Annotated in this window: 12 protein-coding genes; 11 read left to right on the plus strand and 1 reads right to left on the minus strand. The window is 69.7% G+C overall.

All coding sequences use genetic code 11. From position 1 onward, the window contains the following. The 10 genes from VNO22_04220 to argB all read left to right on the plus strand — a co-directional run. The coding region (locus VNO22_04220) for an aldehyde dehydrogenase family protein (GenBank protein ID HXG60558.1) at window positions 1–815 on the plus strand (815 nt) is incomplete at its 5' end. Between the two features lie 60 nt (window positions 816–875). After that, a complete protein-coding gene (locus tag VNO22_04225) occupies window positions 876–1742 on the plus strand; it encodes a TIGR01777 family oxidoreductase (protein HXG60559.1) in 867 nt (288 codons plus the stop codon). Window positions 1743–1814: 72 nt separating this feature from the next. Further along, window positions 1815–2288 carry an arginine repressor gene (argR, locus tag VNO22_04230; protein ID HXG60560.1) on the plus strand — a complete coding sequence of 158 codons (474 nt, stop codon included), beginning with the start codon at window positions 1815–1817 and terminating at the stop codon, window positions 2286–2288. Further along, the gene (locus VNO22_04235) at window positions 2285–3487 is read left to right on the plus strand and encodes an argininosuccinate synthase (GenBank protein ID HXG60561.1); all 1203 of its coding nucleotides are present in this window, start codon (window positions 2285–2287) and stop codon (window positions 3485–3487) included. The genes argR and VNO22_04235 overlap by 4 nt, the downstream gene beginning before the upstream one ends. A 10-nt stretch (window positions 3488–3497) precedes the next feature. Then, entirely contained in the window at window positions 3498–4874 is a 1377-nt protein-coding gene (argH, locus tag VNO22_04240) for an argininosuccinate lyase (protein HXG60562.1), read from the plus strand. Then, entirely contained in the window at window positions 4871–5869 is a 999-nt protein-coding gene (locus VNO22_04245) for a hypothetical protein (GenBank protein ID HXG60563.1), read from the plus strand. Before argH ends, VNO22_04245 begins: the two co-directional genes overlap by 4 nt. Continuing rightward, entirely contained in the window at window positions 5866–6849 is a 984-nt protein-coding gene (argC, locus tag VNO22_04250) for an N-acetyl-gamma-glutamyl-phosphate reductase (protein HXG60564.1), read from the plus strand. The genes VNO22_04245 and argC overlap by 4 nt, the downstream gene beginning before the upstream one ends. Next, on the plus strand, window positions 6846–7979 hold the full coding sequence (locus tag VNO22_04255) for an aminotransferase class III-fold pyridoxal phosphate-dependent enzyme (protein ID HXG60565.1): 1134 nt from the start codon (window positions 6846–6848) through the stop codon (window positions 7977–7979). The genes argC and VNO22_04255 overlap by 4 nt, the downstream gene beginning before the upstream one ends. Then, a complete protein-coding gene (locus VNO22_04260) occupies window positions 7942–8907 on the plus strand; it encodes an N-acetylornithine carbamoyltransferase (protein ID HXG60566.1) in 966 nt (321 codons plus the stop codon). The genes VNO22_04255 and VNO22_04260 overlap by 38 nt, the downstream gene beginning before the upstream one ends. After that, the gene (gene argB, locus VNO22_04265; GenBank protein ID HXG60567.1) at window positions 8904–9794 is read left to right on the plus strand and encodes an acetylglutamate kinase; all 891 of its coding nucleotides are present in this window, start codon (window positions 8904–8906) and stop codon (window positions 9792–9794) included. The genes VNO22_04260 and argB overlap by 4 nt, the downstream gene beginning before the upstream one ends. Before the next feature lies 1 nt (window position 9795). Here argB and VNO22_04270 read toward each other — a convergent pair whose 3' ends face one another. Continuing rightward, window positions 9796–10851 carry a cytochrome c peroxidase gene (locus VNO22_04270; GenBank protein HXG60568.1) on the minus strand — a complete coding sequence of 352 codons (1056 nt, stop codon included), beginning with the start codon at window positions 10849–10851 and terminating at the stop codon, window positions 9796–9798. A 148-nt stretch (window positions 10852–10999) separates the two neighbouring features. Here VNO22_04270 and VNO22_04275 point away from each other — a divergent pair. Beyond that, the coding region (locus VNO22_04275) for a hypothetical protein (GenBank protein ID HXG60569.1) at window positions 11000–11878 on the plus strand (879 nt) is incomplete at its 3' end.

The raw sequence follows: 11878 nt of genomic DNA on the forward strand, positions 1-11878 counted from the left end.
CGGGGTCGGAGGCCGTCGGGCCGCTCATCGAGCATCCGCGGGTGCGGGCGGTGACGCTCACGGGGAGCTCCGCGGCGGGCCGGTCGGTGGCGGCGCGGGCGGGGGCGTGTCTCAAGAAGACGGTGCTCGAGCTGGGCGGGAGCGACCCCTACGTGGTGCTCGAGGACGCCGATCTCGACCGGGCGGTCGCCGTCTGCGCGGAAAGCCGCCTGGTGAATTCCGGCCAGAGCTGCATCGCGGCCAAGCGTTTCGTGGTGGTCGATCGCGTGCGCGCGCCGTTCGAGGAGAAGCTCGCGGAGCGCCTGGCCGCGGCGAAGGTGGGGCCGCCCGGGGAGGAGGGCGTGGAGGTGGGTCCGCTGGCGCGGCGGGACCTGCGGGACGCGCTTCACCGGCAGGTGACCGAGAGCGTGGCGCGCGGGGCGCGGCTGGTTCTTGGGGGACGGCTGCCGCCGGGTCCGGGCGCCTTCTATCCGCCGACGCTTCTTGCCGACGTGCGGCCGGGGATGCCCGCGTACGAGGAGGAGCTTTTCGGCCCCGTGGCGGCGGTGATCGGGGCGCGGGACGAGGCGGAGGCGGTCCGGATCGCCAACGATTCCCCCTTCGGGCTGGGGGCGGCGGTCTTTTCGCGGGATCTCGAGCGGGCGGAGCGGATCGCCGCGCGGGAGCTCGAGGCGGGATGCGCCTTCGTCAACGCCCAGGTCCGTTCGGATCCCCGGCTTCCCTTCGGCGGGATCAAGGAGAGCGGGTACGGCCGGGAGCTGGGGACGTTCGGGCTGAGGGAGTTCGTCAACGTTAAGACCGTCGTGGTCGGCTGACCGGGGCGGGCGGAATTTCTTGATCCCGGCGCGGGGGGAACGCATCATTCCGGGACTCACATGAAGATCGCGGTGACGGGAGCGTCGGGATTCATCGGGCGGCGCCTGTGCGCGCGGGCGCGGGAGCGCGGGCACGAGGTGGTGACGATCGGGCGCTTCTCGGGGGACCGCCTTTGGGATCCGGGGGCGGGGCCGGCGCCGCTGGCGGGCGTGGACGCCGTCGTCCATCTGGCCGGGGAACCCGTGGCGGAGGGGCGGTGGACGCGTCGGAAGATGGCGGCGATCCGGGAGAGCCGCGTCGTCGGCACGCGGAATCTGGTGGAAGGGCTGGCGGGCGCTCCGGTGCGGGTGCTGGTCTCGGCGAGCGCCACGGGCTACTACGGCGACCGGGGGGAGGAGGAGCTGACGGAGGATTCGCCGCCGGGAGAAGGATTTCTCGCGGAGGTGTGCCGGGAGTGGGAGCGGGAGGCGTTCCGGGCGGCGGACCGCGGGGTCCGCGTGGTCGTGGTGCGCACGGGGGTGGCGCTCGGGCCGGACGGGGGGGCGCTGGCGCGGATGCGGACGCCCTTCTGGCTGGGGCTGGGAGGGCGTCTCGGCAGCGGCGAGCAGTGGATGAGCTGGATCGACCGGGACGATCTTGTGGGGATCTACCTTCACGCGCTCGAGCGGGAGGAGGTGTCGGGGCCGCTGCTCGGCACGGCTCCGGAGCCCGTGCGCAACGCGGAGTTCACGAAGGCGCTCGGGCGGGCGCTGGGGCGCCCGGCGGTGGTCCCGATGCCCGGCTGGATGCTGCGGGCGCTGTTCGGGCGGGTGGCCGAGGTGCTTCTTTCGAGCCAGCGGTGCCGGCCTCGGCGGACGCTGGCGTCGGGCTTCCGGTTCGAGCATCCGGACCTCGGGGAAGCGCTGGGGCGGGCGCTCGCCGCGTGAGCTTTTTTTTTCGGTTCCGCGCGTTTCGGGCCTTGACAAGCCTGCATAAATTTGTATGATTCGTGCATATTTATGAGCATCAAGGCGGAGCGGCAGCGGGCCCTTCTGGAGATCGTGGCGAGCCGGGCGGTGGCCACGCAGGCGGAGCTCAAGGAGCTCCTGCGGGCGCGCGGATTCGCCGCCGACCAGGGGACGATCTCCCGGGACGTGCGGGAGCTGGGACTCGTCAAGGTGTCCGACGACGGCGTCCACTACCGGTACGCGCCGGTCGAGGCCGTGGCCCCGCCCGCGCCCCCCAAGGCCGGCGCGATCCTGGCCCGGCTCGTGCGCAAGGTGGACTGGTCGGGAAACCTCCTCGTCGTCAAGACCGATCCGGGCGAGGCGAGTCCCGTGGGGCTGGCGCTCGATCGGATGGGATGGCCGGACGTGGTCGGAACCGTGGCGGGGGACGACACCCTGCTCGTCGTCGTGCGCGAAGGCGCCTCGGCGCGCAAGCTCGCGCGGAAAATCATGGATCTCAAGACCCACAAGAGGGAACCCGCATGACCCGCAAGATCGTGCTCGCGTACTCCGGGGGCCTGGACACGTCCGTCATCCTGAAGTGGCTGAAGGAAAAGTACCAGTGCCCCGTCGTCGCCTTCATCGCCGACATCGGCCAGGGCGAGGACATCGGGGCCATCTCCCGCAAGGCCGCCCGCACCGGCGCCGACAAGGTCCACGTGGCCGACCTCCGCGAGGAGTTCGCCCGCGACTACGTCTTCGCCGCGCTCAAGGCCAACGCCGTCTACGAGGGCGCCTACCTCATGGGCACCTCCATCGCCCGGCCGCTCATCGCCAAGTACCAGGTCAAGGTCGCCAAGAGCGAGGGTGCCGACGCCGTCGCCCACGGCGCCACGGGCAAGGGCAACGACCAGGTCCGCTTCGAGCTCACCGTCAAGGCGCTCGCCCCGGAGCTCGAGATCATCGCCCCCTGGCGGATCTGGGACTTCAAGGGCCGCAACGACCTTTTCGCCTACGCCGAAAAGCACGGGATCGAGCTTCCCGTCACCCGCGAAAAGCCCTATTCGATGGACGCCAACCTCATGCACATCAGCTACGAGGGCGGCATCCTCGAGGATCCGTGGAACGAGCCGCCGGCGGACATGTTCCAGATGACGCAGGATCCGTCGCGGGCCCCCGACGCGCCCGAATACGTCGAGATCGAATTCGCCGACGGCGTCCCCACGGCGCTCAACCGCGAGGCCCTCAGTCCCGCGAAACTCGTCCTCAAGCTCAACGAGATCGCCGGGCGCCACGGGGTCGGCCGCGTGGACGTGGTCGAGAACCGCTTCATCGGCATGAAGTCCCGGGGCGTCTACGAGACGCCGGGGGTGACGGTGCTCCACCTGGCGCACCGCGCGGTCGAGTCCCTCACGATGGACCGGGAGGTCATGCACCTGCGGGACATGCTCATGCCGCGCTTCGCGGAGCTCGTCTACAACGGCTTCTGGTTCTCCCCCGAGATGAACGTCCTGCGCGCCTTCATCGACGAGAGCCAGAAGGGCGTTCACGGGACCGCGCGCGTCAAGCTCTACAAGGGCCACGCCGCCGTCGTCGGCCGCAAGAGCCCGAACTCCCTCTACAACCCGGAGATCGCCAGCTTCGAAACGTTCGGGACCTACAACTCCAAGGACGCGGAGGGGTTCATCCGCATGAACGGGCTGCGGCTCAGCCTGAACAAGGCCCTCCGGAAGTTCCTCCAGTAGGACGGGCGCGATGGCCAAGCTCCTTCGGGAACGTTTTTCCAGGCCTGCCGACGAGTTCGCGGCGCGCTTCGTGGCCTCGGTGGAGGCGGACGAGCGGCTCGTTCCGCACGACCTGCGGGGCTCCCTCGCCCACGCGCGGATGCTCCGCCGCCAGGGGCTCCTCTCGGAGGAGGACGCCGCGGCGATCGAGCAGGGGCTCGCCCGGATCCTGCGCGAGTGGGAGGAGGGATCCTTCCGGCTGGACGTCGCCTACGAGGACGTCCACATGAACGTGGAGAAGCGCCTGACGGACCTGGCGGGGGCCGCGGGGGCGCGCCTTCACACGGCGCGGAGCCGCAACGACCAGGTGGCCGTCGACCTGCGGCTGTGGGTGCGGGACGCGGGCCGGGAGATCCTGGAGGGACTGGCGGCGCTCCGGCGGGCTCTCGCGCGGCGCGCCCGCGAGCACGCGGCGACCCTTCTGCCCGGCGTGACGCACCTCCAGCGCGCCCAGCCGGTGAGCTTCGGGCACGTCCTTCTGTGCTACCACGACCGCCTCGCGCGCGACGCGGGACGCTTCGAGGACGCCCTGCGCCGGGCGGACGTGTCGCCGCTCGGGGCGTGCGCCCTGGCGGGGACGTCCCTCCCCATCGACCCGGCCTTCACGGCCCGCGAGCTCGGGTTCTCGCGCGCGTTCGAAAACTCGATCGACGCCGTGAGCGACCGGGACTTCGCCGTGGAGTTCACGGCCGCGGCGGCGCTCCTTGCGGCCCACCTCTCGCAGATGGCGGAGGATTTCATCGTCTGGTCCGCGCCGGAGTTCGGGTTCATCGAGCTTCCGGACGAGCTCTGCACGAGTTCGTCGATCATGCCTCAGAAGAAGAATCCGGACATGATCGAGCTCGTGCGCGGGAAGGCCGCGGGGGTGACGGGCCAGCTCGTCCATCTCCTGGGCACCCTCAAGGGCCTGGCGGCCGGCTACAACCGGGATCTTCAGGAAACGAAGCCCCCCGTGTTCGCCGCGGCGGAGACGGCGCGCCTTTCCCTGCGGGCGATGCTTCTGGCGGTCGAGGGGCTGCGGGTGAACGCGGATCGGATGCTCCGCGCAGCGGAAGATCCCCAGATTCTGGCGACCGATCTGGCCGAATATCTGGCCGCGCGCGGCGTGCCCTTCCGCGAGGCGCACGGGGCGGTGGCGCGCCTCATGAAACACTGCGCGGAGCGGGGAATCTCGCCCGCGGCGATGCCGCTTTCGGAGCTTCGGGGATTCGCGCCGGCCTTCGGGGAGGACGTCTACGCGCTTCTTTCCCCGCAGGCCTCGGCCGCGGCGAAGACCTCGCCGGGCGGAACGGCTCCGGCGCTCGTGGCCGCGCGCGCGGCGCGGCTTCTGGGGGAGCCCGCTCCATGAAGTTCGACGTGGACCAGTTCGCCTCCTCCACCGCGCCGCTGCGGCTGACGAACCCGGTCGAGACGCACGAGGGCGTCGCCCCCGAGGCGGGTCAGCTCGTCGTGGTCCGGGCGCTCTCGGAGAATCCGCACTACCCGGACGTGGAGACCGTGACGGGCGAGCGGGTGCCCGTGCGGCGGGGGGACGTCCTGGCCGGCGTCCTGGGAAGCCGGCAGGCGCTCCGCGGGTTCGTGGGATACGCGCCCTACCGGCTGGCGCCGGGGGATCGGCTGCACCTGCTCAACCTGGGGGGCGTCGTGGGACGGTACGTGAGCGGGCACAAGGACCTGGGGGAGCCCGTGCAGGTGGAGGTCCTGGGGATCTCGCGCCGGAATCTTCGCGAGGCGGCCCTTCCCCGGGTGGACGTGCTGGCCCGCGCGCGGCCCATCATCCTCGTCTGCGGCTCCTGCATGAACGTGGGCAAGACCGCCACGACCGTGGAGATCATCAAGGGCCTGACGCGGCAGGGGATGAAGGTCGGCGGGGCCAAGATCACCGGCATCGCCTGCCTGAAGGACACGCGGCTCATGGAGGCCGCCGGCGCGGTGCGGACCTACAGCTTCCTGGACTGCGGGGTCCCCTCGACCGTCGACGCCGACGACATCGCCGCGATCGCGCGCTCGATCGTGGCGCGTCTGGACGACGTGGACGTGATCGTGATCGAGCTCGGGGACGGCATCCTCGGCCACTACAAGGTCGAGCGGTTCTTCGACGACCGTTCGCTGATGGCCCACATCGACGCGGTGGTCTTCTGCGCGGGGGACCTCACGGCCGCCTGGGGCGGGCGGGAGATCCTGGCGCAGCGGGGGGTGAACGTGACGGTGGTCTGCGGGCCCGCCACGGACACCGAGGCGGGCGTGGTGTACCTGGAACGGACGATCGGCGTGCCGGCGGCCAACGCCCTGACCGATCCGGACAAACTTCTGGCCGTTCTGACACCGGTATTGACGCCATGACGAAGATCCGCGCGGCGGTGATCGGGGCCTCGGGCTACATCGGCGGCGAGGCGGTGCGGCTGCTTCTGGGGCATCCCCACGTGGAGCTCGTGGGGATCACGGCCCACGAGAACGCCGGCAAGCGCCTCGACGAGGTGCAGCCGAACCTGAGGGGGTTCTCCGACCTCGTCTACCGCAAGGAATGGCCGGAGGCGGACGCGTACGTCCTTTCGCTCCCGCACGGGGAGGCGATGGAGGTCGTGCCGCGGCTGAAGGGGAAGGTGGTGGACCTTTCGGGGGACTTCCGCCTCCGGGATCCGAAGGCGTTCGAGAAGTACTACAAGGTCCCGCACAAGGCGCCGGAGCTTCTGGCGCGGTTCGTCTACGGGATTCCCGAGCTCCATCGGGCGCGGCTGCGCGAAGCCACGCACGCCGCGGCCGGAGGATGTTTCGCGACGGCGGCGATCCTTTCGCTTTACCCTCTGCGGGACCTGGCCGCGGGCCGGGCGATCGTGGACGGGAAGACCGGCTCGTCCGGCTCGGGCGCCAAGCCCTCGGAGAAGACGCACCATCCGTTCCGGGCGTCGAGCTTCTTCGCCTACGAGCCGTTCCATCACCGCCACACGCCGGAGATCGAGCAGGCCTCGGGGGTGCCGGTGCTCTTCCAGCCCCACTCGGCCCCCCTGGTGCGCGGCGTCTTCACGACGAGCTACGTGCCCCTCCGGCGTCCCCTGACGACGGACGAGGCGGTGGAGCTGTTCCGCGCGACCTACGCGGGCGAGCGCTTCGTGCGGGTCTCCAAAGGCAGCGTGAACGTGAACCACGTGAAGAACTCGAACTTCGTGGATCTGGGCGTGGTGGCCGAGGGGACGACCGCGATCGTCTTCGCGGCGCTCGACAACCTCGTCAAGGGCGGCGCGGGTCAGGGGGTGCAGTGCCTGAACGTGATGTTCGGGTTTCCGGAGGAGGCGGGGCTCCTGGCGGCCCCGGCCCAGCCGTGACGCTGCTGCGGACCTACAAGACGCTTCCGCTCGAGATCGCCCGCGGCGAGGACGTGTGGATCTGGGACACGGCGGGAAAGCGCTATCTCGATCTCTATGCGGGGCACGCGGTCTGCTCCACGGGGCACTGCCATCCGTACGTCGTGCGGGCGGTTCAGGAGCAGGCGGCGCGGCTCCTTTTCTACTCGAACGTGGCGGCGCTGCCGCTGCGGGAGGAGGCGGCGCGGCTTCTCCTGCGGCACGCGCCCGGATTCGCCGCGGTTCTGTTCGCCAACTCGGGGGCGGAGGCCAATGAGAACGCCCTCAAGATGGCGCGCCGGCACACGGGGCGTCCGGACGTCGTGGCCTTCGAGGGGGGATTTCACGGCCGCACGGCCGGAGCGGTGTCGGTCACCGGGATCGAGAAATACCGCCGGCAGGCGGAGCCTCTGGTGTCCGGGGTGTCGTTCGTTCCGTTCGGGACGGTCCCGAAGCTGACGGAGCGGACGGCGGCGGTGATCCTGGAGCCCATCCAGTCGATGGCGGGCGTGCGGACGGCGCCGCCCGAGTTTTTCCGCGGGCTGCGGGAGGCCTGCACGAAGAACGGGACGCTCCTCATCTACGACGAGGTGCAGACCGGGATCGGGCGGACGGGGACGATGTTTTTCGCGGGGCGCCACGGGGTGACGCCGGATCTCGTGACGCTGGCCAAGGGCATCGCCAGCGGCATTCCGCTGTCGGCGGTGCTCGTGTCGCCGGCCGTGGCCGAGCGGGTGGGCTACGGCGAATACGGGGCCACCTTCGGGGCGGGGCCGATCGCGATGGCGGCGATGAAGGCGACGCTCGAGGTCGTGGAAGGGCTGCTTCCGAACGTCGTCGAGGTGGGCCGGTACCTGGCCAAGAGGCTCGAGCACACGCCCGGGGTGCGGGAGGTGCGGGGGCTGGGCTTTCTGCTCGGGGTCAAGACGGACCGGGACGCGGCGGCGCTCCAGGGGCGGCTTCTGGAGCGGGGCTTCATCGTCGGGACGGCGGACGAGCCGGGGGTGCTCCGGCTTCTTCCGCCCCTGACGCTGACGCACGTGCAGGTGGACTCGTTCATCAAGGCGCTGGCCGATGAGCTTCAAGGGAAAGTCGTTCATCAACACGCTTGAGTTCTCCCCGGGGGACCTCGAGCGGCTTCTGGACCGCGCGCGGGAGCTCAAGGCGGGGGCTCCCTGCCGGGCGCTCGAGGGCCGGAGCGTGGCGCTCGTCTTTTTCAACCCCTCGCTCCGGACGCGCGTGTCCTTCGAGGTGGGCATCGCGCAGCTCGGAGGGCAGGCGGTTTCGATGTCCGTGGGGACGGAGTCCTGGACGCTGGAGCACCGCGAGGGGGCGGTGATGGACCAGGACAAGACGGAGCACGTCAAGGACGCGGCGCGGGTTCTGTCGCGGTACGTGGACGCGATCGCGGTGCGGGCCTTTCCGGGGCTCAAGTCGCGCGAGGAGGATCTCGCCGATCCGGTGATCGAGGCGTTCCGGCGGTACGCGTCCGTTCCGGTGATCAACATGGAGTCCGCGCTGTGGCATCCGTGCCAGGCGATGGCGGACGCGCTGACGATCCGGGAAAAGCGCGGCGGGTGGAAGGGCGTGCGGGTGACGCTGACGTGGGCGTACCACCCGAAGGCGCTGCCCATGGCGGTGCCGAACTCGTTCGCGGCGATCTGCTCCCAGCTCGGGGCGGAGCTGACGATCGCGCATCCGCCCGAGTTTCCGCTGGAGAAGAAGGTGCTCGACGCCCTCCCGCGCCGGCCGCGGATCGTTCACGACAAGGCGGCGGGGCTCGAGGGGGCGGAGGTCGTCTACGCCAAGTCCTGGGGGGGCTCGGCCTACTACGGCCGGTGGGAGGAGGAGAAGAAGATCCGGGACGGCTACCGGAACTGGATCTGCGACCGGGTGCCCTCGGGGGCGGTCTTCCTGCACTGCCTGCCGGTGCGGCGGAACGTGGAGGTGGCCGACGCCGTGCTGGACGCCTCGGCCGTCTACGACGAGGCGGAAAACCGCCTGCACGTGCAGAAAGCGATTCTCGCGGAGCTCGTATGAATCCCGAACACCTGGATCTCCTGCGGCAGGCGCTTCCGTACATCAACCGGTTCAAGGGGAAGACCTTCGTGGTGAAGGTCGGGGGCGACATCGCCGAGGACGAGGCGGGACTGCACGCCTTCTGCGAGGAGGTGGCGCTTCTGGCCCAGGTGGGGATCCGGGTCGTGATGGTGCACGGCGGAGGCAAGCAGGCCACCGAGCTTTCGCAGAAGCTCGGGATCGAACCCAAGATGATTCAGGGCCGGCGGGTGACCGACGAGCGGACGCTCGACGTCGTCATGATGGTCTTCGCGGGCAAGATCAATACCGAGATTCTGGGTTCGCTCCGGCGCGCGGGGGTGGACGCGGTGGGTCTTTCGGGGGTGGACGGGGGGATCATCAACGCCGTGCGCCGCCCTCCGAAGAAAATCGTCAACGAGAAGACGGGCCTCGAGGAGGTCGTCGATTTCGGCCACGTGGGGGACATCGTGTCGATCGACACGCGGCTGCTCACGACGCTTCTGGCGGCCGATTTCGTGCCGGTGATCGCGTCGCTCGGCGGGGACGACGAGGGGAACATCCTCAACATCAACGCGGACACCGTGGCCTCCGAGATCGCGGCGGCGCTGCGGGCGGAGAAGCTCATTCTGGCGAGCGACGTGGACGGGATTCTGCGGGCGGACCGGACGCTGATTTCGCGCGTGACGCCGGAGGAGATCGAGGCGCTCATCGGGCAGGGGGTCATCCGGGGGGGGATGATCCCGAAGGCGCAGGGGGCGGTGGAAGCGCTCCTCGAGGGGGTCAAGAGCGTCCACATCATCAACGGCAAGAAACCTTCGACGCTTCTGGCCGAGGTGTTCACCGACACCGGCGCCGGGACGATGATCTACCGCAACGGCCCGGCGTGAACTACTCCGGCAGCCGCGGCTCGCGCAGGCGGGCGCTCTCGGTGAGCGACTTCAGGAACTCGACGAGGTCCGCCAGGTCCCGCTCGCTCAGGTCCTGCTTCTGGAGATTCACCCGGTCGAGCCAGGGATTGTCGATTCCTCCGGAGGCCATGAGTTTGACCGCCTCCTCGAGGGTGGCGACGCTTCCGTCGTGGAAGTAGGGCGCGGAGCGGGCCACGTCCCGCAGCGTGGGAGTCTTGAAGGCGCCCTTGTCTTTCTCGTTCTTGGTGACGTTGAAGCGGCCCAGATCGGGATTCTCCTTGGCCATCCCGATTCCGACGTTGTGGAATTGCCAGTCGGTGAAAAAGATTCCGGAGTGGCAGTTGGTGCACTTGGCGCGCTGGAAGACCTCCCAGCCACGCTTGGCCGCTTCGCCGACGGCGGACGCCTCGCCCCGCTGCCAGCGGTCGAACGGCGTGTCGCGGCTGATGATCGTGCGCATGTAGGTGGCCAGAGCCTGCGCCACGTTCTTGTCCGTGGCCGGGCCGCCGAAGACCTTCTGGAATTCGGCGCCGTAGGCCTTCTGAATCGCCGCGAGGATGTCGTCGCGGACCTTGTCCTCCTTGGGGTCCTTGGCGCCCATGTTGACGCCCTTCCAGGCGGCCAGGGCCTGAGCCTCCAGGGTCGTGGCCCGTCCGTCCCAGTACCAATGCGGCTGGTAGCCCACGTTCCAGAGCGTGGGCGAGTGGCGCGTGAGGGGCTTGCCGAAGGCGCCCTGGTTGAGGGCCTTGCCGTCGGTGAGGCCGCGTTCGTTGACGTGGCACGAGTAGCAGGAGAGCTTCCCGTCGCCGGAAAGCCGCTTGTCGAAGAAGAGCTTCCAGCCGAGGGCGGCTTTCTCCGCGCTGATCGGGTTGTCCGCCGGGATCTTCATCGGTTCGAAGCGCTCGACCGGCGCGTAGTTTTTCGGATCGGCGGGGAGGGTGAACCCGTCGTCCTGAGGAACTCCCGCGCAGGCGCCCAGGAGGATCGCGGCGGCGAAAAGCCCGGTCGCCAGGACGGCCACGGCGGTCTGGAGCATGAGGTTCCCCTCCGAAAAATAGCTTTCGGCTTCCGCGGATTATAAGTCCGCTCCCCCGCCCCCCGTAAAGAAAAACGCCGCCGCGCCGCGAACTTTTCGTCCGCCGCTTCGTTGATAGAGCCTGCGTGCCGGGAGAAGGAGGGGCGAGATGTTCTCCCAGGCGGACCCGCGTGCCGACGGCTCCGGCGAGGAACGGTCCTTCGGGATCGTGCGGAAGACGCCGTGGTGGGCGATTTCGGGGGGGCTTCACACGGCGGCGTTCCTGGCGATCGGCTTCTTCTGGACGGTACAGGCGCAGCCGGAGGAGGAAGCGGTGGTCGTGAGTCCCCCGCGCAAACCCCGGCCGCTCCCGGAGATGGAGAAGCGCCGGGATCTCGATCCCAACAGGAAGATCCTCGACGTGAAGAAGCCCAGCGAGGATCCGGTTTTCAAGAAGAAGGCCGAAGAGGCGGAGCGCAACGAGACGGAGGACCAGGAGGAATTCAAGCAGCCCAAGGGCGACTCACGGGACCTCGTGACCGACAAGCCCTTCAAGAGCAAGGGCGCCTACGACGTGGTCGGCGGCGGCGGGGGCGGCGGCGGCCGGTACGGCTCGCGGCTGGGCGGCAAGGAGGAGGCGGTGAAGCGCGGAGGCGGGGATCCTTTCTCCCAGGGGGCGGTGACGGACGCCCTCCGGTGGCTCGCGCGTCACCAGAACGCCGACGGTTCGTGGAGCGCCACGGGGTACGTGCGGCAGTGCCGCCAGGGGAGCTGCCTGCCCAATCCCGGGCACGAGGACTTCGACGCGGGGGTGACGGGGCTTTCGCTTCTGGCGTTTCTGGGGGCGGGGTACAGCCACCTGTCGAAGGACACGTACGACGGGATCTGCTTCGGGGACGTGGTGCGCAAGGGGTTGCAGTGGATGATGAGCCACCAGGACCCGGAGGGGTGCATCGGGTCGCGGAACGCGCAGAAGTACATGTACAACCACACGATCTGCGCGCTGGCGATGTCGGAGGCGTACGGGCTGACGGGGTCGAACCTGTTC

It is taken from the genome of Planctomycetota bacterium (assembly GCA_035574235.1).
In the GTDB taxonomy this organism is placed as follows: domain Bacteria; phylum Planctomycetota; class MHYJ01; order MHYJ01; family JACPRB01; genus DATLZA01.